General features: G+C 28.5%; 24 protein-coding genes. 13 read left to right on the top strand and 11 right to left on the bottom strand.

Going from position 1 to position 21439, the window contains the following annotated elements; translation table 11 throughout:
- Nucleotides 1-50: 50 nt before the first annotated feature.
- Nucleotides 51-1271: an HD domain-containing protein gene (locus LG649_RS02300; RefSeq protein WP_226540480.1), complete on the bottom strand. Its 1221-nt coding sequence runs from the start codon at nucleotides 1269-1271 to the stop codon at nucleotides 51-53.
- 70 nt (nucleotides 1272-1341) lie between these two features.
- Here LG649_RS02300 and porX point away from each other — a divergent pair, with 70 nt between their 5' ends.
- The 4 genes from porX to LG649_RS02280 all read left to right on the top strand — a co-directional run bounded on the left by porX (nucleotide 1342) and on the right by LG649_RS02280 (nucleotide 4191).
- Complete coding sequence (porX, locus tag LG649_RS02295; RefSeq protein ID WP_226540479.1) at nucleotides 1342-2889, top strand: T9SS response regulator signal transducer PorX; 1548 nt, start codon at nucleotides 1342-1344, stop codon at nucleotides 2887-2889.
- Between the two features lie 95 nt (nucleotides 2890-2984).
- Nucleotides 2985-3392, top strand: a complete 408-nt coding sequence (gene tsaE, locus LG649_RS02290) for a tRNA (adenosine(37)-N6)-threonylcarbamoyltransferase complex ATPase subunit type 1 TsaE (protein ID WP_226540477.1) — start codon at nucleotides 2985-2987, stop codon at nucleotides 3390-3392.
- 168 nt (nucleotides 3393-3560) lie between these two features.
- Nucleotides 3561-3704, top strand: coding sequence for a hypothetical protein (locus tag LG649_RS02285; RefSeq protein WP_226540474.1), 144 nt, complete (start codon nucleotides 3561-3563; stop codon nucleotides 3702-3704).
- Entirely contained in the window at nucleotides 3667-4191 is a 525-nt protein-coding gene (locus LG649_RS02280; RefSeq protein ID WP_226540472.1) for a hypothetical protein, read from the top strand. Before LG649_RS02285 ends, LG649_RS02280 begins: the two co-directional genes overlap by 38 nt.
- Here LG649_RS02280 and LG649_RS02275 read toward each other — a convergent pair.
- On the bottom strand, nucleotides 4182-6608 hold the full coding sequence (locus tag LG649_RS02275; RefSeq protein WP_226540470.1) for a TonB-dependent receptor domain-containing protein: 2427 nt from the start codon (nucleotides 6606-6608) through the stop codon (nucleotides 4182-4184). The genes LG649_RS02280 and LG649_RS02275 overlap by 10 nt on opposite strands.
- A 315-nt stretch (nucleotides 6609-6923) precedes the next feature.
- Between LG649_RS02275 and LG649_RS02270 the strand changes: the two genes are divergently transcribed.
- The 4 genes from LG649_RS02270 to LG649_RS02255 all read left to right on the top strand — a co-directional run bounded on the left by LG649_RS02270 (nucleotide 6924) and on the right by LG649_RS02255 (nucleotide 10244).
- Nucleotides 6924-8123, top strand: a complete 1200-nt coding sequence (locus LG649_RS02270; RefSeq protein ID WP_226540468.1) for an alanine dehydrogenase — start codon at nucleotides 6924-6926, stop codon at nucleotides 8121-8123.
- A 34-nt stretch (nucleotides 8124-8157) separates the two neighbouring features.
- A complete protein-coding gene (locus LG649_RS02265) occupies nucleotides 8158-8535 on the top strand; it encodes a hypothetical protein (protein ID WP_226540467.1) in 378 nt (125 codons plus the stop codon).
- A complete protein-coding gene (locus LG649_RS02260) occupies nucleotides 8532-9122 on the top strand; it encodes a sugar transferase (RefSeq protein ID WP_226540465.1) in 591 nt (196 codons plus the stop codon). The genes LG649_RS02265 and LG649_RS02260 overlap by 4 nt, the downstream gene beginning before the upstream one ends.
- Nucleotides 9123-9188: 66 nt before the next feature.
- On the top strand, nucleotides 9189-10244 hold the full coding sequence (locus tag LG649_RS02255; protein ID WP_226540463.1) for an SDR family NAD(P)-dependent oxidoreductase: 1056 nt from the start codon (nucleotides 9189-9191) through the stop codon (nucleotides 10242-10244).
- A 3-nt stretch (nucleotides 10245-10247) separates the two neighbouring features.
- On the opposite strand, the gene LG649_RS02250 is transcribed toward LG649_RS02255, so the two are convergent.
- Nucleotides 10248-11420 carry a proline dehydrogenase family protein gene (locus LG649_RS02250; protein ID WP_226540461.1) on the bottom strand — a complete coding sequence of 391 codons (1173 nt, stop codon included), beginning with the start codon at nucleotides 11418-11420 and terminating at the stop codon, nucleotides 10248-10250.
- A 96-nt stretch (nucleotides 11421-11516) separates the two neighbouring features.
- On the opposite strand from LG649_RS02250, the gene aroB reads away from it, so the two are divergent.
- Nucleotides 11517-12584 carry a 3-dehydroquinate synthase gene (aroB, locus tag LG649_RS02245; RefSeq protein WP_226540459.1) on the top strand — a complete coding sequence of 356 codons (1068 nt, stop codon included), beginning with the start codon at nucleotides 11517-11519 and terminating at the stop codon, nucleotides 12582-12584.
- A gap of 82 nt (nucleotides 12585-12666) precedes the next feature.
- Here aroB and LG649_RS02240 read toward each other — a convergent pair whose 3' ends face one another.
- The 3 genes from LG649_RS02240 to LG649_RS02230 form a co-directional block, all read right to left on the bottom strand.
- On the bottom strand, nucleotides 12667-13440 hold the full coding sequence (locus LG649_RS02240; protein WP_226540458.1) for a polysaccharide biosynthesis/export family protein: 774 nt from the start codon (nucleotides 13438-13440) through the stop codon (nucleotides 12667-12669).
- 167 nt (nucleotides 13441-13607) lie between these two features.
- Complete coding sequence (locus tag LG649_RS02235) at nucleotides 13608-14087, bottom strand: Lrp/AsnC family transcriptional regulator (RefSeq protein WP_226540456.1); 480 nt, start codon at nucleotides 14085-14087, stop codon at nucleotides 13608-13610.
- Nucleotides 14088-14157: 70 nt separating this feature from the next.
- Entirely contained in the window at nucleotides 14158-15300 is a 1143-nt protein-coding gene (locus LG649_RS02230; protein ID WP_226540454.1) for a M14 family zinc carboxypeptidase, read from the bottom strand.
- Nucleotides 15301-15579: 279 nt separating this feature from the next.
- On the opposite strand from LG649_RS02230, the gene LG649_RS02225 reads away from it, so the two are divergent.
- On the top strand, nucleotides 15580-15993 hold the full coding sequence (locus LG649_RS02225) for a helix-turn-helix domain-containing protein (protein ID WP_226540452.1): 414 nt from the start codon (nucleotides 15580-15582) through the stop codon (nucleotides 15991-15993).
- Between the two features lie 35 nt (nucleotides 15994-16028).
- The gene (locus tag LG649_RS02220; protein ID WP_226540450.1) at nucleotides 16029-16397 is read left to right on the top strand and encodes a DNA topoisomerase IV; all 369 of its coding nucleotides are present in this window, start codon (nucleotides 16029-16031) and stop codon (nucleotides 16395-16397) included.
- A gap of 4 nt (nucleotides 16398-16401) precedes the next feature.
- On the opposite strand, the gene LG649_RS02215 is transcribed toward LG649_RS02220, so the two are convergent.
- A complete protein-coding gene (locus LG649_RS02215) occupies nucleotides 16402-16902 on the bottom strand; it encodes a hydrolase (RefSeq protein WP_226540448.1) in 501 nt (166 codons plus the stop codon).
- A gap of 17 nt (nucleotides 16903-16919) precedes the next feature.
- Nucleotides 16920-17681: an MBL fold metallo-hydrolase gene (locus tag LG649_RS02210; protein ID WP_226540446.1), complete on the bottom strand. Its 762-nt coding sequence runs from the start codon at nucleotides 17679-17681 to the stop codon at nucleotides 16920-16922.
- A gap of 98 nt (nucleotides 17682-17779) precedes the next feature.
- Between LG649_RS02210 and LG649_RS02205 the strand changes: the two genes are divergently transcribed.
- A complete protein-coding gene (locus tag LG649_RS02205; protein WP_226540444.1) occupies nucleotides 17780-19246 on the top strand; it encodes a TonB-dependent receptor in 1467 nt (488 codons plus the stop codon).
- A gap of 32 nt (nucleotides 19247-19278) precedes the next feature.
- On the opposite strand, the gene bcp is transcribed toward LG649_RS02205, so the two are convergent.
- Nucleotides 19279-19731 carry a thioredoxin-dependent thiol peroxidase gene (gene bcp / locus LG649_RS02200; RefSeq protein WP_226540442.1) on the bottom strand — a complete coding sequence of 151 codons (453 nt, stop codon included), beginning with the start codon at nucleotides 19729-19731 and terminating at the stop codon, nucleotides 19279-19281.
- 34 nt (nucleotides 19732-19765) lie between these two features.
- Between bcp and LG649_RS02195 the strand changes: the two genes are divergently transcribed.
- Complete coding sequence (locus LG649_RS02195; RefSeq protein WP_226540441.1) at nucleotides 19766-20425, top strand: endonuclease III domain-containing protein; 660 nt, start codon at nucleotides 19766-19768, stop codon at nucleotides 20423-20425.
- A gap of 17 nt (nucleotides 20426-20442) precedes the next feature.
- Here LG649_RS02195 and LG649_RS02190 read toward each other — a convergent pair whose 3' ends face one another.
- Both LG649_RS02190 and LG649_RS02185 read right to left on the bottom strand, forming a co-directional pair.
- Nucleotides 20443-20583 carry a hypothetical protein gene (locus LG649_RS02190; protein ID WP_226540440.1) on the bottom strand — a complete coding sequence of 47 codons (141 nt, stop codon included), beginning with the start codon at nucleotides 20581-20583 and terminating at the stop codon, nucleotides 20443-20445.
- Nucleotides 20584-20638: 55 nt separating this feature from the next.
- Nucleotides 20639-21223 (bottom strand): RNA polymerase sigma factor, encoded by a 585-nt coding sequence (locus LG649_RS02185; RefSeq protein WP_226540439.1) that lies wholly within the window; start codon nucleotides 21221-21223, stop codon nucleotides 20639-20641.
- Between the last annotated feature and the right edge of the window lie 216 nt (nucleotides 21224-21439).

Below are 21439 nucleotides of genomic sequence, written 5' to 3'. Positions count from 1 at the left end.
AATTGTTAAGTTAGTTCTTATTTAATTCACGCAAAAATATAAAAAATGTACTAAAGTTTTTGCTTAGGGTAGCATATATAATATTTTGTAACTGGTTTTGATAGTGCTTTAAGGTTAAGTTGATCTGACGCTTTAACAATATCTTCAATTTTTCCAGACTTATGCAAAATGTTTATTCCCTTGGTGTTTAATTGGTAAGCTTGGTTTGAAATGCTTCCTGTAAATACAAAATATGCAGCTTCTTTTTCTGTTATATTATATTTAAAAATTATTTCTTTTTGGTGTTTTTTTAAGGTGGAAGCCTTTATAGGTTTCTTTTTTACTTTTATTTTAAGCAGATGCCTGTTAATTATCATACCACACAAAGAACTAAGTACAAAATCGTGATGGTATTGCCATTGTTTCATTGCTGAAACAATATCATAATCATCTAATCTTGAAAAAACTTCAATAGTTTCATTATTAAAATCGTTTAAAGTGATTTTATTATTTAGAAAAAACATAACAGATTCGCTGGCATTAATTTCTACACCTTCATCGTTCAACTCTTTTGCTCGTTTTAAAACCCTAATTAATAATTGTTCGGCAACTAAACTGGTTTTATGTAAATAAACTTGCCAATACATTAAACGGCGTGCAATTATAAATTTTTCTACACTGTAAATACCTTTTTCTTCAACAACCAGATTATCTTCAACAACATTTAGCATGGTTATTAAGCGCTCACTATTTATGTTTCCTTCGGCTACACCTGTGTAAAAGCTATCCCGTTTTAAATAATCTGCGCGATCCATATCAATTTGTCCCGAAATTAACTGGCATAAAAACTTACGTTCGTAATTTCCTTTAAAAACCTCTATAGCTAGCGTTAAACTTCCGTTAAATTCTTCGTTTAGACGCTCCATGAAAATAAGTGAGATTTCTTCATGAGATACATCATTTACAATGCTATGTTCCATAGCATGAGAAAATGGCCCATGCCCAATATCATGGAGTAAAATAGCGCAGTAAAGCGCTGTTTCTTCGTTATTTGATATGCTAACTCCTTTAAAACGAAGCACATTTACTGCCTGTTGCATTAAATGCATACAACCTATAGCGTGATGAAACCTAGTATGGTGTGCACCTGGATAAACTAAATAGGACATGCCCATTTGTGTAATGCGGCGAAGTCGCTGAAAGTATTTGTGTTGAATTAAATCGAAAATTAGCGAATTTGGTATAGTAATAAATCCGTAAATTGGATCGTTTAATATTTTAAGTTTGTTCAAACTTTAATTTTTTAGATATATACAAATATAAGAATAGCTCTGTAACGGGCATAAATTACAACTAAACATTATGATAAATATACTTTGGGTAGATGATGAAATAGATTTACTTAAGCCCCACATATTATTTCTAGAGAAAAAGAATTACAAAGTTAGCACTTGTAAAAGTGGTACTGAAGCCATTGATATTTTAGATGAAGCAAATTTTGATATTGTTTTTTTAGATGAAAACATGCCTGGTTTAACAGGGTTAGAAACGCTTAATGAAATTAAAGAGAAAAAAGACACACTTCCGGTGGTAATGATTACCAAAAGTGAAGAAGAATACATAATGGAAGAAGCTATAGGTAATAAAATAGCAGATTACCTAATTAAACCAGTAAACCCCAATCAAATATTATTAAGTTTAAAGAAGAATTTAGATCATTCTAGATTGGTAAACGAAAAAACAACATCAAATTACCAGCAAGAATTTAGAAAAATAGCTATGGATTTAGCCATGGTAAACACTTATGAAGACTGGGTAAACCTTTACCAAAAACTTATTTATTGGGAAATACAACTTGAAGACATTGAAGATGCCAGTATGTTTGAAATTTTAGAGTCGCAAAAAGTTGAAGCCAACTCTCAATTTGGGAAATTTATAGATAAAAATTATGCAAATTGGTTTACAAGAGATGCTGATTCACCAATTATGTCGCATACTTTATTTAAAGAAAAAGTAGTGCCTCAAATAGGTAAAGAACAACCAACAATATTGGTAGTTATTGATAACTTACGTTACGACCAATGGAAAGTTTTCGAACCTGTAATTAATAATTACTTCAAAAAAGAAAGTGAAGAAGCTTTTTTTAGCATTTTGCCAACAGCAACACAGTATGCAAGAAATGCTATTTTTTCTGGGCTAATGCCGAGTGAAATGGAGAAACTATACCCTCAGTTTTGGAAAAATGACACAGACGAAGGTGGTAAAAATTTACATGAAGCTGATTTTCTTGAAACTCAAATTAAACGCCTTGGTTTAAGTCATTTAAATTATGAATATCATAAAATTACCAATTTAAAAACAGGTAAAAAATTAGCTGATAACTTTAAGTCTTTAAAAGATAATGATTTAACAGTAATAGTTTACAATTTTGTTGATATGCTATCCCATTCTAAAACAGAAATGGAAGTAGTTAAAGAACTTGCATCTAACGATAAAGCATATAGATCACTAACTTTAAGCTGGTTTAAAAACTCACCTCTTCTAGATATGATTCAGCAAGCACAACGTATGGGCTTTAAACTAATTTTAACTACAGATCATGGTACAATTAATGTAAAAAATGCATCGAAGGTTATCGGAGATAAAGACACAAGCTTAAACTTAAGATACAAAACAGGAAGAAGTTTAACTTACGATAACAAAGATGTCTTAGTTGCTAAAAACCCAAATGAACTGTTCTTGCCATCCATAAATATGAGTAGCTCCTTTATTTTTGCCAAAAATGATTTGTTTTTTGCTTATCCAAACAACTATAATCATTATGTAAGTTATTATAGAAATACATACCAGCATGGTGGCGTTTCTCTTGAAGAAATGATTATACCATTTATTGTGTTTTCTCCTAAATAATCCTTCAAATGTTAAAAAAAATCGATTAAAAGCATGTTTTTTTAGGATTTATGTAATAATTTAATTATAATTGTTAAGTATTTATATTAAAAAAATTGGAAATAAATTATAAACTAAATGAAATAGAACAGGTTGCATTAAAACTTATTAAAAGCTTTAAAAGTAAAACCATTTTATTTTATGGAGATTTAGGTGTTGGTAAAACTACTTTAATAAAAACTTTAGTAAAGATTTTAGGAAGTTCAGATGAAGTTAGTAGTCCAACATTTTCTATTGTTAATGAGTATAATTTAAAAAGTGATAAAATTTTTCATTTTGATTTATATCGTATTAATAATGAAGAAGAATTATATGATTTTGGTTTTGAAGATTATGTTAGTAATAACAATTGGGTTTTTATAGAATGGCCAAATATTGCCTTACCAATTTTAATAGATGATTATGACCAAATTGAAATTAAAACAAATCAAAAATTAGAGAGAAAACTAAAATTAACTAACTGAAGTATGAGAGAAAATAACACTAAATAAGCCTCTATTTAAGTTTTACGGGAAAGCCACACAGAATTTTATTACAAACAACATTATTTAACATTTCTTTAACTTTTCCGTATAATTTTTAAATACATCTTGTTTTAAGTTTGGGATATATTTAATTAATCCCTTATAACAATGAAAACAAAAAAGTATTTAGTTGCAATCGCAATTTTCGGAGGAGCGTTATTTTTAGCTCAAGCTGCTAACGAGTATAACAACAATGCAGAACAAACAGCAAAAATTGAAAAGAAACCTTTCCCTATACCATCTGCAGGTTAAAAGAAAATCATTAATTAAAGGGAGTGTTATAGCTACATTAATAGCAATTACGCCTTTCTTATTTAATTTATATGAAAGTGTTCCAAACACACAAGTTTGGAACACTTTTTTGTTTACTTATGACAGTAAACATTGGAGTAATGCAAATATTGTTATGTGGATTTTTGCAACCAAAGCCATTCCTTTATTTTTATTGCTTATTTGGTTTTTTACTAATAAGCATTGGTGGTATCATGCCTTATTGGTGCCTATTATTATGTATCTATACCAAATTATGGTATTGTTTAATGATGATCAAAAATATTTTGATGAGTTTCAACTTATCTATATGATGCCTGTTATGGCAGTAATAATACCATCTATATACCTAATAAGAGCAAAAATGTTTGATGAGATAATAGATATGGATAAATCTATTGAGGACTTAGAATTCGAACTAACCTCAAAACCGAAAACTTTCTGGGGAAAAATAAAAAATTATTTTTGATTAAACCCTAAGCGATCTCTTTCATCAACTTCAATATCCTTTTTGTTAGTTTTAAGTTTATAATTACCAAACTTATAATTAAAACCAAAAACAAACATTCTGTTTTCCATAGTAGAATCTAAATAATAGTCTTGATCTATAAACTTAGTAGTTTGTGTGAAATTTTGCGTGTTAAACACGTCTGTTACTCCAATACTTAAAGAAGCTTTATCATCAAAAAATGTTTTTCTTAAACTAATATCTAGTCCAGCACGATCACTTATTATAGATACACCATCAACTATGCGAGGTATGTAACTATACACAACATCTAGAGTTAAGCTTTTGTCTTTTAAAAAGGAAAAATAATTAGCAACAACTAAATATAAACCCCAATTATCGGTTTCAACCAAGTTTTCATTACTAATGTAATTATAAGTTGTTTTGTAATTAAATAATGATGATAACCAATATAAATCCCAACCATTAGTAATAGAGGTGTAAGTTGTAAAATCTAAACCATAAGAAACTCCATTATCAATATTTGTATAAATATTTTGTATTTGATTGTTCTCACTGTCTTGAAGTGTTAATTGATAAACAGGATTATTCTCATACCTGTAGTAAACTTCAAAAGTATAGGTGTTTTTTAATGTGTACCCAAAAACAAACGAATCATCTATTTCAATACTTAAATCGGGGTTACCAACAGAATAACTATTATCTGTTAAGTATAGGCGAAAAGGGTTTAGTTGATTGTAATTTGGCCTGTAAATTCTTCTATTATAACTAAAATATAATTGATTATTATCATTTAAACTATGTAATAAATAAAATGACGGAAATAACCTTAAATAATCATTATTATTAATTTCATCACTCACAACTGACTCACCTGTTAGATCAGTATACTCTGCTCTTAAACCTAATTTTAAGTTCCAATTGGTCCAGTCTCTAGACCAACTAAAATATCCAGCATAATTAATTTCATCATATAAAAACACATCAGAATTATTAGTATCTATTTGTGCTTCATCATTTTCAAAAAAGTATTGATTTAATACACTCTCAGAATTTATATATGAAACTTTTGCACCGCTTTCAAAGTTTCCGTGTTCAAGGGGTAATTCATAATCAAATTGTCCCGTAAAAATTTGAGTATTTTGGTCTGAGTATGTCTGGAATTGATTGTTTCTAAAAGAAACGGTTTCGTCAGGAAAAAAATATCCAGTAGTAACATCTTGAAAATCGGCATAATCATAATATGTATAATGTGCATTTGCTGTTAGCTTTTCTCCTTCTTTTTTTAATTTTCTTGAATAATTTAAAGTAAATCCTAAATTAGTTTTTTCATTAACAGAATTGTTAAAGGTGTTAAAAATGGAGTCTAATTCCATAGAATTATTAAAAACTTCTGTTGAAGAATTTATGTCTAATTGTCCTGTTCTTCTTGGCTGATAAAGAATATTTGTTGTTAAACCAATATTGCTTTTCTCGTTTAAATCATAATCAATATTGCTATTAATTGTTTTCAAAGCACTTTCACGAACTCGGTTATAATCTGTAGTCCAACTAGTTTCTATTTCGTTATTATCTAAAAAATTAACATTTTCATATTGGTTACGAAAATCTTTTCTTGGGCTATCACTAAAATTTAAATAGGTGTTTAATTTTTTAGTTTTAAAAAAATGGCTTGTACCATATGAAAACTTAGGATACTTAAAACCTTGTTTGTAATTACCAAAAACACTGCCATGATATCCAGTAATTAAATTTTTACTTGTTACTATGTTTAATACAGAGCTACCCTCTGCATCATATTTTGCTGGAGGATTTGTAATAACTTCTATAGATTTTACAACAGTTGCAGATGTACCCTCAAGCAATTGTACAATTTCATTGTCACTTAAATAAACTCGTCTGTCGTTTATGTAAACAATAGGAGTATTATTTTTTATGGTAATTTTATTATCACTAACCCAAACTCCAGGGGTTTGCTTTAAAACATCAAAAACATTGTTGTTTGAAAGTGTAGAATTTTCAACATTAAATACTAACCTATCTACTTTTCTTGTTACAGTTGGCCGTTTACTAACAACTGTAACGCCATCAAGTTTTTCAATATTTTCTTTTAAAGTAATAGTTTTTAGATTAATGTTTTTAGTTATTTCTAACTCGTTCGAGTATTCTTCAAAACCTAAATAAGTAATCTTTAAAATGTATTTATCTTTATCTATTTTTTCAACGAAAAATTCACCATTTTCATTAGATATTGTTCCTTTTACAGGTTTTTTATTTTCTGTGTCAAGTAAAACAACATTTGCATAAGCTATTGGTAGCTTATTTTCATCTTTTATAACTCCGTGTATTTTGATATTTTGTGAAAAACAGAAAATAGAACAAAAAACAAACAGGAGGGTAATTCGTATTTTTATCATTAAATATTGTACAATAGTTAATTTATTAATGCAAAGGATTGATTAATTAATACGAAATTAACTTTTTTATTGTAGAAACAAACTTACACAATGTAATAATTGAGAATTTACGGTTTATCCACAATATTATTTAAGTAATATACTACAATAGTAAAATTTATAATTTAAACTTAAAATTAAGGCAAGTTTAAAACTATGTAAAATTTATGTTTAGAGAAATTACTTTAAGTTATTTTAAAATAATTCTAAAATTTCACTGCAAATATTATCCAATAAAAAAAATATTTGTAATTTAATTTTTTTAATAAACTAAATATGTCAAACCCCTTATCACCTTTCACTAAACAACAGCTTATACCTCAAGAAGAAAAGCTGGAAATTTTTAAGAAAAAAGGAGATTTATTTATAGGAATACCTAAAGAAACAGCTTTTCAAGAAAAAAGAGTTTGTTTAACTCCAGATGCAGTTTATGCATTAGTTAGTAATGGCCATAGAGTTTTAATTGAATCTGGTGCTGGAGAAAATGCTAATTTTAGTGATAAAGATTATAGTGAAGCTGGAGCTGAAGTTACACAAGATACTGCTAAAGTATTTTCATGTCCTATGATTTTAAAAGTAGAACCTCCTACCCTAGATCAAATTAAGCTTATTAATCCGCAAACTATACTAATTTCAGCACTTCAAATAAAAACACAAAGTAAAAAATATTTTGAAGCTCTTGCAGCTAAACGTGTAACAGCATTAGCGTTTGAATTTATTAGAGATGATGATGGTAATTATCCAGCTGTGCGCTCTTTAAGTGAAATTGCCGGAACAGCTTCTGTACTTATTGCAGCCGAGTTACTTTCAGATCCTAAAAATGGAAACGGACTTATGTTTGGCAATATTAGTGGAGTGCCCCCTATACAAGTTGTTATACTTGGAGGCGGCACCGTTGGTGAATTCGCTTCTAGAAGTGCTTTAGGTTTAGGTGCAAATGTTAAAGTTTTTGATAATTCACTTACTAAATTAAGACGTCTTCAAGCTCATTTAGGTCGTCCAATATTTACTTCTACTATTCAACCAAAAAATTTAGCTAAAGCTTTAAAACGTTGTGATGTAGTCATTGGTGCTGTTAGAGGCACTAATCGTTCACCTATTTTGGTTACAGACCAAATGGTGCAATCCATGAAAAAAGGTAGTATTATTATTGATGTAAGTATAGATATGGGAGGTTGTTTTGAAACTAGCGAAGTAACAAACCATGACAAACCTACATTTTTGCGTCACGATGTAGTGCATTACTGTGTGCCAAATATTCCGGCAAGATACCCCAGAACATCTTCAATTTCAATTAGTAACATTTTTACACCTTACCTTTTAAAAATAGGAGAAGATGGTGGACTTGAAAATTCATTAAGATTTGATAGAGGTTTAAAAAATGGGTTGTATTTTTACCACGGAATTTTAACTAGTAAATCGGTAGCTGATTGGTTTGATTTAGATTGCAGTGATGTTAACTTGCTCATTTTTTAATTGCCGACTATTACTTTTTTTGAATACAAAATAAATGAAGTTTATACACAGACTCGGGTATTATCTTGGCGGTTTTTCAATAGGATTAATTGTTTTAGCTTTTTTTTTAAGCGGAAAAAAAACCTCTTGTAGTTATGGTCCAGAAGCAAGAGTTATTAAAAATATTAACTCTAAAAAAATAGTTTACTCTAGCGAAGTATATTCAATTTTAAATATAAATAGTTTAGACACAGCTAAAGTTAATAGCATTATAAAACACGGAGATATAAATTTTTCAAAAAGTGAAACCCAGAAAAAACCTTGTGCTATTTATTACTTAGAAAATGTTTTAAATTCTAAAAACATTGCATTAACCATTGAAAACTGCGATAGTATTGCAACAGTTAAAACTTTGAAAATATTAAAAGAATGATAAAACGCTGTTTTGATATTTTTTTTTCAATAGCAGGACTTATTTTATTATTTCCATACCTTGTTTTCATTGCCATAATTGTAAAATTAGATTCAAAAGGACCAATAATATTTAAACAAAATCGCGTTGGTAAAAACAACATTGATTTTGTGCTTTACAAATACAGGACAATGTATGTTACTTTCAAAAAAAAATCAAACTTAACTCTTGGTAACAACGACTCTAGAATTACCAAAGCAGGTTACTATTTGCGTAAATTTAAATTAGATGAACTACCACAATTATTTAACATATTAAAAGGTGATATGAGCTTTGTAGGACCCAGGCCAGAATTACGCTATTTTGTAAATAAGTATCAGCCAAACTATTTTGAAGTTTTAAAAATTAAACCCGGTCTTACAGGTCTAGCTTCTTTGAAATATAAAGATGAAGATGAATTGCTAAAAACTGCAGAAAATCCTGAAGCATTTTACTTAAATACAATTTTGCCAAATAAAATAGAACTTAATAAACTTTATATAAAATCGAAAAGTTTAACTTTAGATGTAAAAATTATTATTAAAACTATATTTTTATTCTTAAAGTAAATATTTAAATCTTACTTGTAAAGCATTAAAAATAAATTATTTAAACAGAATTTAGAATCGCACTTTATGAACAGCAGTACTTCAGATCGTATTGATAATTTATTACTAAATTCAAACATGTTTTCAAGTAAATTGAAGCAAAATTTAATTACTCATGATTTTTCTGATGACATCATAATAATAACTGGAGCTGCTGGTTCAATAGGAAGCACATTAGCTAAACAGTTGATTCATTCAACTTTCAAAAAATTAATTCTTATTGATATAGCCGAATCACCGCTTTACGAACTTATAAAGGATTTAGAAAGTAAACAATTAAAAAATGTTGAGTTTTTTGTTTTAAATATTACAGAAAAAACATCTTTAGAACATTTATTTATAAATTATAAGCCAACAATAATCCTTCATGCAGCTGCTTATAAACATGTTCCGTTAATGGAACACAATCCGCTAGAAGCCATAAAACTGAATATATTTGGCACAAAATATCTAGCAGATATGTCGATTACATTTAATGTAAAAAAATTCATTTTCATCTCTACAGACAAAGCAGTTAACCCTATAAGTATCATGGGTTTAACCAAATTAATAGCAGAACGCTATTTAAAATTTTTAGAAAAACAATTTAAAACTACATTCTTAATTACACGATTTGGTAATGTATTAGGCTCTAATGGGTCTGTAATACCTTTGTTTAATAAACAAATTTTAAACAAAGAACCTATAACCATAACCGACCCCAATATCTCAAGATATTTTATCAATAAAGAAAAGGCCTGTAATTTAATTTTAAAAATTACTAAAATCCATAAGTCGAGTAATACTTTTACTTTTAATATGGGAGAACCAATAAAAATAATCGATTTGGCACAGCGAATCCTTTTTTTACATAATTTAAATGATAATTACCCTATTAACTATATTGGTTTAAGACCAGGTGAAAAATTAAAAGAAGAAATAATTAGTAATTCTGAAAAACTAGTAGCTACACCAAACACAGATATATTTATAGTTGAAAATTCAAATAAAATTATAAATTCAATAAATTTTTTAAAACTAGAAAACATAAGTAGAGATTTAAGTAGTCAAGAAATAAAAACTATTTTAAAAAACTCTCTTTAAATTTTAAGTCTTTCTGCGTCGTTTTTCTTTTGCTAAAAGCGCTAACTCACGTCCTGTCTGTCCAGCAACCGATGTGTTTTCTTCAGCACGTCTTATTAAATAAGGCATAACATCTTTTACAGGACCAAAAGGAACATATTTTGCCACATTATAACCTTGTGCAGCTAGGTTAAAACTAATATGGTCGCTCATACCGTATAATTGACCAAACCAAATCCTTGGGTCGTTGTTTTCTATATTATTTTCAGCCATTAGTCGCATTAATAAATATGAACTGTCCTCATTGTGTGTTCCTGCAAACAAACTAATAGTCTTTAAATTTTTCATTATAAACTTTAAACCATCATTAAAATTTTGATCTGTAGCAAATTTGCTTTCACATATAGGTGTTTTATATCTTTTTTGTTCTGCTCTATCATTTTCTTTTTCCATATACGCACCACGCACTAACTTATAACCAAGAAAATAATTTCCTAATTTAGATTTTTTTAATTCTTCTTCAAGAAAAGCTAACCTATCATGCCTGTACATTTGTACAGTGTTAAATACAATTGGCTTTTCAGTATTGTACTTTTCCATCATATTGGTAACTAAATTATCGGCCGCATCTTGCATCCAACTCTCTTCCGCATCAATTAAAACGGTTACATTTGCTTCTTTTGCTTTCAAGCAAACTTCATCAAAGCGTTGCACTACCCTTTCCCATTCTTTGCTTTCTTCTATGGTTAAAGTTTTTCCTTCTCCTATTTTTTGATATAAATGAAATCGTCCAAATCCGGTAGGCTTAAAAACCGCAATAGGCATAGCTTTGTTGTCTTTGCCAAATTCTATAATTTTTATTATTTTGTTTTTAGCAGCGTCAAATTCTTTTTCATTTTCTTTGCCTTCAACTGAATAATCTAATACTGAACTTACTCCCTTAGTGTACATTTTTTCTATTACAGGTAAGCAATCTTCCTCATTTACACCTCCGCAAAAATGATCAAAAACCGTAGATCTAATTAATCCTTCAATAGGTAAATGTGCCTTTAGTGCAAAATTTGTAGCGGCAGTTCCTATTTTTACTAAAGGTTCAATTGATATCATTTTGAATAAAAAATAAGCGCGCTCTAATTCAGAATCATTTTTTAAGGCAAAAGCCACTTCTGTGTTATCAAAAATTAAATTGGTGTTCATTTTTTGAAAAAATTTTGATAAAGATAATTATACCGATGTTATCTTTTTTTATAAAATCTCCTTAATTTCACATCCTCAAAAAAAAATTTCATTTTAATGGATTCAATTACCGCAAATAATAGCATAATACATTTTAATAAAAACTGCTATACTTCTCTAAATAAGCATATTGAAGAAAGTGATTTTTCTAAAATATTTATTTTAGTTGATGAAAATACACATGAATTGTGTTTACCTATTTTATTAGAAAATTTAGAAACTTCAATTACCATTGAAATTATTGAAATTGAATCTGGTGAAATTAATAAAACAATTGACACTTGTGTTGGAGTATGGAATACTTTATCGGATTTAGATGCTGATAGAAAAAGCTTAATGATTAATGTTGGTGGTGGCGTTATTACAGATTTAGGTGGTTTTGTAGCCTGTACATTTAAGCGTGGTATAGCATATGTAAATATACCAACCACACTACTATCAATGGTTGATGCCTCTGTTGGCGGTAAAACAGGAGTTGATTTAGGTCATTTAAAGAATCAAATTGGGGTTATAGATAGCCCTGATTTAGTATTGATAGATACTAATTTTTTAGATACTTTACCTACTAACCAAATGCGTTCTGGCTTAGCTGAAATGCTAAAGCATGGATTGATAAGTGATGTGAATTATTGGAATAAATTTACTGATTTATCCAAACTTTCATTGGATGATTTAGATGAGTTGATTTACGAATCGGTAATTATTAAACGTAATGTTGTAACTGAAGACCCTAGAGAAAACGGATTACGAAAAACATTAAATTTTGGTCATACACTGGGCCATGCAATTGAAACTTATTTTTTAGGTAACGAAAATAAAAAGACATTGCTTCATGGTGAAGCTATTGTTATAGGCATGATTTTAGCAGCTTATATATCTAGTGAACTCACCAATTTCCCAAAACCGGAAAGAGATTTTATAAAAAAACTATTTATTAGTTACTACGGAGAAGTTGTAATTGAAAATCAGGATATAAAACCTATATTGGAACTACTTAAATATGATAAAAAGAATAGTCACGGCAACATTAACTTCGTATTATTGGAAGCTATAGGAAAACCAAAAATTGATTGTATTGTAGAAGAAAGTGTTATTTTAGATGCTTTTAATTACTATGCGAGCTAAAAAAATTTATATTTTAAAAAGCCACTAAATTTTAATTTAGTGGCTTTTTTTCTATGAATGTTATTATGAAATAATACGTTATTTAATTTCTTGTAACAAATATTAATGCTGTAGTTAACAAGAAAGATGTTATTGTTATAATTGTACTAATCCTGGAGTCTCCTGAGGCTCCACTCACAGCAGAGTTGTTTGGTTCAACGTAGACGTAGTCGTTTTGAGTTAAATAAAATACAGGCGAATTAAACACTTCTTTACTTGTTAAATCTATGCGTGAGACTGTTTTTGTTCCGTTTTGATCTCTTATAACCATAACATTTTCTCGCTTACCTTTTATTGTAAGGTCTCCAGCCATTCCTAAGGCTTCTAAAATTGTAACACGCTCATTTTCTATCGGGTATACGCCAGGAGAATTAACAGCACCAGCAACTGTAATTCTATAGTTTAAAATTCTAATAATTACTACCGGATCTTTTAATAAATTCCCTTCTTTAAATTTTTTCTTAAATAATTCTTTTGCTTCCTCAGTGGTTAGCCCGACCAATTTAATTTTACCCAATACGGGATAATCTATATTACCATCTATATCAATTATATAATTTACTGCTTCTCCAGCTGCACCCGTTTCCATAATTATATTGTAGGGTTGTGCTAAAGCTGGATTTAACGTAGAAATATATATGCTTACAATATCACCAATTTTCAACTTAGCTTCAAAAGTATCAGTATCAACCATAGTTTCAAAATCTTTAGCATTTTGAAAATAGACCACTTCTTGCTTAGTTACACATGAACTAAATGATAATACTATAGAAAATAGGATTAGATATGATTTATAGATTCGATTAAGTTTATTCATTATAAGTTGTTTTGTAAAAAGGGCTTTAATTTCAATTGTAAATATCTTTTTTCAATATTAATTCATCAAAAAAAATCTTTAAATTACCAATTAATACCCGTTATCTACATTATCGATAAAAAAAAGCTCTCAGTACGAGAGCTTTTTAATTTTATATGTATTGATTTTTATAAATCATTGAATATAGAGTGCATTAAACGTTTTTTATCGTTTATACTTTCTTCTAAAGAAATCATAGTTTCTGTTCTATAAACACCTTCAATATCATCTAATAAAAATATAACTTCTTTAGCATGTTCCGTACTTCTTGCTCTTATTTTACAAAAAATATTAAACTTGCCTGTGGTTATATGAGCTACAGTTACATAAGGAATTTCATTAATACGTTCTAAGACAAATTTAGTTTGAGATGTATTATTTAAATACACTCCTACATAGGCTATAAATGAATAACCTAATTTCTTGTAATCTAAACTTAATGAAGACCCCTTTATAATTCCTGATTCTTCCATTTTCTTTACTCGAACATGAACCGTTCCTGCAGAAATTAATAATTTTTTGGCAATGTCTGTAAATGGAATTCTTGTGTTATCAATTAACATATCAAGAATTTGATGATCGATTTCGTCTAATTTTATTTTCCCCATATTAACTATATCTTAAATAAGATGTAAAATTAATACATTTTTATTAAAAAAAACACATAAATAATACGTTTTATTTTAAATTTAATGATAATTTCACATTATTTTTCATAACTAAAACGTTTTCGCTACCTATTTTTATGGTATTATCATTTTCATCTGTTACATTACCATCTTTTGCATCTATCTCATTATGAGAATTATAATTTAATATCTTCTCAATTTTTTCAACTTTTGGAATAAATAAAACTTGATTATCTATTAATTGTTCTTGATATTGAATAGCTACATCTAAAATTTCATTATTAATTTTAGCATTTCTTATTATTACATCAAAAAAACACTTTTCATTTTCTGGTATATTAAAATAATCATCTGCAAAATTTCCGGTAACATTATTTTTTGAAATATAGCTTAATGCAGATAGATAAGAAATATAAATAAACTCACGAGTTTTATCTCTTGCATAGTCATTTTTATAGTGTCCAGCCTCAAATAAAATAGTAGGCACATTTTCACTTTGAAATGTATCTCCGACACAATTAATATTAAAAGCGTCATCGTAAACACCGACTTGATTTGGGATTATTTTCTGTAAGCTATTATTCATAACAGAAATTATTTCCATAGCTATTTTTCGGTTAGCGGTAACTGTACAGTTTTCATCTTGGGCAGGTGCTAAAAATGATATTGTGGCAGATTTATTAGTTTTTCCTGCTCCGAAAATAGTACGTTGTCCATGTAAATTAAAACAATAATCTGGTTTGAAATTATTGAATATGTTTTTTAAGTGTTGGCTTTCTGGTTGAGTTTGGTTTTGAGCATCTCGGTTTAAATCAACCTGATTAGCATTAACTCTTGTGTAAGCTTTTGCACCATCTGGATTTAGTATTGGTATAATATATAATGTACAAGCTTCTAAAATATAATTTAGCTCTGTTTCATTTTTTAATGTGTTTATTAAATCGAAAATGGCCTTGGTAGTTGTAGATTCATTACCATGCATTTGAGACCACATTAAAATACGCTTGTTTCCTTTACCTAATTTTAATCCATAAATATTATCGTTTAAAACCGACTTACCTATAACTTCAACCTTAACCATACTTCCTATATTATTTAATAAAGGTTCTATATCACCATTGGTAATGTATCTATGTTTTAGGCTGTGTTCTATATTATTTTTAAATGCTGATTGTATATGTGTTATTTTCATATTTATTAATTGAGTTACAAATGTAAACAATATAATTATTACAAATGTAAACAAAAGAAATTGTCTGATGTTATACAAATGTAAACATGTCTCGAGATAAATATGTTACATTAATAACTATTTTCAATAACAAACACTTAAATATATGTTTTTCAGTATTTTAAATGCATTTACTTAAACTTAAAATTACAATTTATTTGTTGATGTAAAACTTGTATACATAATTAAAATGCTTATATTTACATTTGTAACATTTGTAATTTTTAAACATTGTTCACAATGGTAAACAGTATTGATTTTATTAAAAGACTTCAAATAATTATTGATTATTACGGTGAATCAGCTTCTTCTTTTGCGCAAAAAATAGGAGTTCAGCGTTCTAGTATTTCGCATATATTATCAGGAAGAAATAAACCTAGTTTAGATTTTGTTTTAAAAATTTTTGACAACTACCCTGAAGTTGATTTGTATTGGTTATTTAACGGTAAAGGAGAATTCCCTAAAAAAACAATTTCTAAAGAATTAAATATTCAAAATGTTGAGCAAAATAATGATTTATTTTCTACGAGATTTGATGAAAAAGAAGCTGAAATAAAAACGGATCAACCTAATCTAAATAAAATAAATAACAAGCGTATTAATCGTATAGTTATATTTTACTCAGACGGAACTTTTGAAAACTACAATAATTAATAAATAATCTTGTTATTTTTGTTTTAAAAAATTATATGAAGTCAATTATTTGGGGTTTGTTTTTTTGCTTTTTCGGTTGTTATACCACTACTAGAAATTGTAAAGATTTTAAAACAGGTAAATTTTATAGCGAAGTTATTATTAATGATGAGCTTTACAAGTCTACTTTTAATAGAGCTAAAAACATTCAAGTAGAAACATATAATGGCAAAAAGGATTCTTCTAGCTTGCGTTGGATTAATGATTGTGAGGTTATTTTCAAAACAATAAACCCTAAAAATAGAGCTGAAAGAAAAGATATTCATTTAAAAATCTTAACTACAACGGATTCTTCTTATACTTTTGAGTATTCTTATGTTGGTGAAACTAAGAAACAAAAAGGTATTGCTTATAAAATAAATTAACTTGTTAATAATTTGGGTATAAGAACGACTCAGATAACTCAAAATCTATAGTTTTGTCTTCATTAACAAAATAGCTAACTAAAATTTCTCCCCATAGCTCCCCATCAGAGAAGTTAGCAATTAACCATTTATGGTTTAAAAATTTAACGGTATTAATTAAAATTTTTCGGTTTTCTCCAGATACATAAGGCACCAAAGGGTGCTCGCCCGAAACTTCGTTTGTTTCATATAATTTGTCTTTTATATAAGGTAGTAATTCTGAAACCTTGTAGCCATCTGCCTCAAAATAACTTAAAGCATCTTCATTATTTTCTAAACTAAAATAAGTGTTATTCTTTATTTTATGATGAAGTTTTACAACGGAATCCTTATATTTTTCAACTTGTACTTTGTAGCTTTCATTTTGTTTGTTTAAACCTTCAAAAACTCGTTTAGCATTTACATATTGAAATATTATAAGTAGTACTGCAAAAACAAACAAGTACATAAAAATTCTTTGTTTCATATTCTTTTCTTAATTTTTTATATAAATAATTCTAAGCCATCATAGGCTAAAAATACATTTTCTGGTAATGTTTTTTCAACTTCATCATGAAAACCTAATAAATGGCTAATGTGCGTAAGATAAGCTTTTTTGGGGCTTACCTTTTTTATAAAAACTAATGCTTCTTCCAAATTAAAATGAGAATGATGTGGCTTTTCACGTAATGCATTAACCACTAAAACATCTACATTTTTAATTTTTTCTATTTCTTCATCAGCAACCGTTTTCATATCTGTTAAGTAAGCAAAATTTTGAAACTTATAGCCAAAAACTTGAAGTTTACCATGTAAACCATTAATGGGCATAACTTCAATGTTTTTTAACTTAAATGGTTCATTTTTTATTTCATGCTCTATTACCGTTGGTGCGCCAGGGTATTTATTTTTAGTTTCAAAAATATAATTAAATCTTTTTTTCAACTCATTTAAAACTCTGGAATGTGCGTAAATTGGTAAATCGCCATGCATGAAGTAAAAAGGTCTAATATCATCTAACCCCAAAACATGGTCAGAATGCTCGTGTGTAAACACTATGCCATCTAGCTTAGTACATCCACTTCTTAGCATTTGGTATCTAAAATCTGGCCCACAATCTATTACATAACTATAATTTTCCCATTCTACTAAAACAGAAACTCTTAATCGTTTGTCCTTTTTGTTTTTACTTAAACAAACGGGATGTTTGCTTCCAATAATAGGAATACCTTGTGAGGTGCCAGTACCAAGAAATGTAATTTTCAATGTAATATAAAAGTTTGATACAAAAATAAACTTATTTTTTTGTTTGCTTTACTTATTTAATACCTTTGTGAGAAACACAGATAAGCTAAAAATTTAATATGGAAATTACCATAAAAGGAGATAAAGAATTCGATAATATACCTTCTCTAAAATCGAAAGCACTTCGCATTAATTTAAACGAAAATATTTACGGAACCTTTGCAGAAATTGGAGCTGGACAAGAAACCTGTAGACATTTTTTTAGAGCCGGTGGTGCTTCTGGTACTATTGCCAAAGCTATGTCTGCTTACGATAAAGATTTTAGTGATGCCATTTATGGAGCTGAAGCAGATGGGCGTTACGTTACTGAAGCCAGGTTACGAAAAATGCTAGCCCATGAAATGAATTTAATTGAAGAAAGGCTGGTTAGAGATAAAAACCCAAATAAAATATTTTTTACTTACGCCAACACTGTGGCAACCATAGATTTTGCAAAGCAATTTAAAGGACATGGTTGGGTTGGTATTAGGTATCAAGTTGAAGCAACTGGCGATTATAACGAAATTATTTTGCACGTTCGTTTTAAAGAAACTGATGCAAGATTACAGCAAGAAACTCTTGGTGTTTTAGGAACCAATTTAATTTATGGTGCTTTCTATAAGTATAATGAGCCTAAAAAGTTACTACGTTATTTATACGACCATTTACATAAAGATCAAGTAGAAATAGATACCATAAACTTTTCTGGTCCGGTTTTTAAGAATGTAGATAACAGATTAATGAGTTTACAGCTTGTTAAAAACGGTATGACTGATGCTGTAATGTTTGGTCCAGATGGCACCAATGTTTTACCAGCTAAAGTGTTTTACAAGAAAAATATTTTAGCACTTCGCGGTAGTTTTAGGCCGGTAACTAAGGTAAACATGGCAATGTACGAGAAATCATACGAAATGTTTATAAACGAAAATAAAGTTGAGAAAGACAAAACTGAAGTTGTTTTTGAAATAACATTATCTAACCTTAGAGCTGAAGGCGAAATTGATGAACAAGATTTTATAGACAGAGCCGATTTATTATGTTCGCTTGGGCACTCTGTAATGATTTCAAATTTCCAAGAGTATTACAAAGTTGTTGAATATTTCTCTAATTACACAAAAGCCAGAATGGGCTTAGTTATGGGAGTTAGTAATATGGTTGAAACTTTTGATGAAAAATATTATCGTCATATAAGTGGAGGAATATTAGAAGCTTTTGGTAAGCTATTCTTTAAAGATTTAAAAGTTTACCTATATCCTATGCTCGATCCAGATACAGGAGAGCTAATAAATAGTGAGAATTTAAAAGTTCATCCAAGAATGAAAGAGCTTTATAAGTTTTTTAAATATAACGGAAAAGTTATTGATATTGAAGAGTATGACACCAGTATTATGAATATTTTTTCTAGAGAAATATTAAAAATGATTACCAATGGAGAAACTGGTTGGGAAGATATGGTTCCCGAAGGCACTGCAGAATTAATTAAAGATTACAGATTGTTTGGTTATACAAGAAAACCACTAACGTTAAGTAGAAAACGATTAAAATAAAACTAAAAAGAGGCTTTAAAAGCCTCTTTTTTTTATTCCAAAATTTGTGCTGCGTGATCTTTAGTTTTTACTTTATCAATAACGCGTTCCACAATACCATTTTCATCAACAATAAATGTTTTACGATGAATACCATCATATTCTTTTCCCATAAATTTTTTAGGCCCCCAAACTCCAAAAGCATTAATTACCTCTTTATCTTCATCTGCTAAAAGCGGAAAAGGAAATTCATATTTATTTTTAAAATTACTTTGTCTTTTCTCGCTATCTGCACTAACCCCTAATAATTCGTAACCAGCTTCTTGTAACTCTTTATAGTTATCTCTTAAATTACAAGCTTCTGCTGTACATCCTGGGGTGCTTGCTTTTGGATAGAAAAATACTATCAATTTTTTTCCTTTGTAATCATTTAGTGATATTAAATTTCCAGTTTCATCTTTAACAGAAAAATTTGGAACACTATCACCTTGTTTTAATGTATTCATAAGCTTAATTTTGTTTTTAACAAAAATACGATTAATGACAAAGAAAGAAAAGGTTAATTTTGTTATAAATACACTATACAAATTATATCCAGAAATACCAATTCCGTTAGATCATAAAGATCCTTATACTCTATTAATTGCAGTATTAATGTCTGCGCAAAGTACAGATGTTCGTGTAAATCAAATAACACCACTTTTATTTGAACGTGCCGATAACCCTTTTGATATGGTTAAACTTACTGTTGAAGAAATTAGAGAAATAATAAAACCTGTAGGTTTATCGCCCATGAAAAGTAAAGGCATACATGGTTTATCTAAAATTTTAATTGAAAAATATAATGGTGAAGTTCCAAAAACATATGAAGCACTTGAAGCTTTACCTGCCGTTGGGCATAAAACAGCAGCTGTAGTTTTGTCTCAAGCCTTTGGTATACCTGCTTTTCCGGTAGATACTCATATTCATAGATTAATGTATCGTTGGAATTTAAGTAATGGTAAAAATGTGGTACAAACCGAAAAAGATGCAAAACGCTTATTTCCAGAAGAGCTTTGGAATGACTTACATCTTCAAATAATCTGGTATGGTCGCGAATATTCGCCTGCACGTGGTTGGAATTTAGATAAAGATATAATTACAAAAACTATTGGCAGAAAAACTGTGTTAGATGGTTATTATAAATCAAAAAAGTCCTGAAGAACAGGACTTTTAATTTAATTTAGAAGCGCTTCAAACTTCATTTTTTTATAATTTATAACACTTAAAGCCTTAGAGTAATTTAGAAGAAATTTAATGGTTTCTTCACGGGGCTCCATTTCATTTAAAGGTTTTTTTTCAGAGTAAAGTTTTGCCATTTTATTTTATTAATGATTTATAAAAAAAATAACGCAGCAAAAATTACTTTATTGTTTAGTTGGTTAAAACTATGTTATGCTTTTCTATTATTTTTCTTAAATTAATTAAGGCATAACGCATTCTTCCTAAAGCTGTATTTATGCTAACTCCTGTTTTATCGGATATCTCTTTAAAGCTCATGTCTTTGTATATACGCATCAATAAAACCTCTTTTTGGTCTTGTGGTAGTTCTTCAACTAATCTTCTAACATCGTTTTCAACTTGATCTTTAATTATAGTTTTTTCAGCATTAAGGCTAGAATCGCTTAAAACAGAAAAAATGCTAAAATCGCCAGAGTTATCAAATTTTGGCATACGGTTATTTTTCCTAAAAAAATCGATAACTAAGTTGTGAGATATACGCATAACCCAAGGTAAAAACTTACCTTCTTCGTTATACGATCCCTTTTTTAAAGTTTTAATAACTTTAATAAAAGTGTCTTGAAAAATATCTTCAGCGACATCTTTATCGTAAACTTTGGAATAAATAAAACTGTAAATTTTTTGTTTGTGCCTTATAATTAAAGTTTCAAGTGCACTCTCCTCACCTCTTATATAGCTACTTACCAAAGTAGCGTCTGAAATTAATTGCTTTTGCATAGTCATTACTTTTTTCAAAGAAAATTTTTAAGAATTTCTTTGGTTGGGGTTAAAATGTTAAAAAAGTAATGTTATTCTATAGGCAAGTGTTTAGTTTTTATTGCTTTATAATGCCAAATATAACAACAATCGTTCCTAAAAAACAAAAATTAACACATTTTTTTACGTCATAATATTATATAAACATGTTTTTAATCCTTTAAAATACACTTTTCA

This window comes from Neotamlana laminarinivorans (assembly GCF_020523925.1).
Taxonomy (GTDB): domain Bacteria; phylum Bacteroidota; class Bacteroidia; order Flavobacteriales; family Flavobacteriaceae; genus Neotamlana; species Neotamlana laminarinivorans.
Note: the sequence above shows the minus strand (reverse complement) of the source record. Positions and strands in the feature narration are given on the sequence as shown.

Excerpts from the sequence above, each read along its gene's own strand:
- porX (WP_226540479.1), top strand. The coding sequence starts at position 1,342 with ATGATAAATATACTTTGGGTAGATGATGAAATAGATTTACTTAAGCCC.
- LG649_RS02285 (WP_226540474.1), top strand. The coding sequence starts at position 3,561 with ATGAAAACAAAAAAGTATTTAGTTGCAATCGCAATTTTCGGAGGAGCG.
- LG649_RS02275 (WP_226540470.1), bottom strand. The coding sequence starts at position 6,608 with ATGATAAAAATACGAATTACCCTCCTGTTTGTTTTTTGTTCTATTTTC.
- LG649_RS02270 (WP_226540468.1), top strand. The coding sequence starts at position 6,924 with ATGTCAAACCCCTTATCACCTTTCACTAAACAACAGCTTATACCTCAA.
- LG649_RS02265 (WP_226540467.1), top strand. The coding sequence starts at position 8,158 with ATGAAGTTTATACACAGACTCGGGTATTATCTTGGCGGTTTTTCAATA.
- LG649_RS02260 (WP_226540465.1), top strand. The coding sequence starts at position 8,532 with ATGATAAAACGCTGTTTTGATATTTTTTTTTCAATAGCAGGACTTATT.
- LG649_RS02255 (WP_226540463.1), top strand. The coding sequence starts at position 9,189 with ATGAACAGCAGTACTTCAGATCGTATTGATAATTTATTACTAAATTCA.
- LG649_RS02250 (WP_226540461.1), bottom strand. The coding sequence starts at position 11,420 with ATGAACACCAATTTAATTTTTGATAACACAGAAGTGGCTTTTGCCTTA.
- aroB (WP_226540459.1), top strand. The coding sequence starts at position 11,517 with ATGGATTCAATTACCGCAAATAATAGCATAATACATTTTAATAAAAAC.
- LG649_RS02240 (WP_226540458.1), bottom strand. The coding sequence starts at position 13,440 with ATGAATAAACTTAATCGAATCTATAAATCATATCTAATCCTATTTTCT.
- LG649_RS02235 (WP_226540456.1), bottom strand. The coding sequence starts at position 14,087 with ATGGGGAAAATAAAATTAGACGAAATCGATCATCAAATTCTTGATATG.
- LG649_RS02230 (WP_226540454.1), bottom strand. The coding sequence starts at position 15,300 with ATGAAAATAACACATATACAATCAGCATTTAAAAATAATATAGAACAC.
- LG649_RS02225 (WP_226540452.1), top strand. The coding sequence starts at position 15,580 with ATGGTAAACAGTATTGATTTTATTAAAAGACTTCAAATAATTATTGAT.
- LG649_RS02220 (WP_226540450.1), top strand. The coding sequence starts at position 16,029 with ATGAAGTCAATTATTTGGGGTTTGTTTTTTTGCTTTTTCGGTTGTTAT.
- LG649_RS02215 (WP_226540448.1), bottom strand. The coding sequence starts at position 16,902 with ATGAAACAAAGAATTTTTATGTACTTGTTTGTTTTTGCAGTACTACTT.
- LG649_RS02205 (WP_226540444.1), top strand. The coding sequence starts at position 17,780 with ATGGAAATTACCATAAAAGGAGATAAAGAATTCGATAATATACCTTCT.
- bcp (WP_226540442.1), bottom strand. The coding sequence starts at position 19,731 with ATGAATACATTAAAACAAGGTGATAGTGTTCCAAATTTTTCTGTTAAA.
- LG649_RS02195 (WP_226540441.1), top strand. The coding sequence starts at position 19,766 with ATGACAAAGAAAGAAAAGGTTAATTTTGTTATAAATACACTATACAAA.
- LG649_RS02190 (WP_226540440.1), bottom strand. The coding sequence starts at position 20,583 with ATGGCAAAACTTTACTCTGAAAAAAAACCTTTAAATGAAATGGAGCCC.
- LG649_RS02185 (WP_226540439.1), bottom strand. The coding sequence starts at position 21,223 with ATGCAAAAGCAATTAATTTCAGACGCTACTTTGGTAAGTAGCTATATA.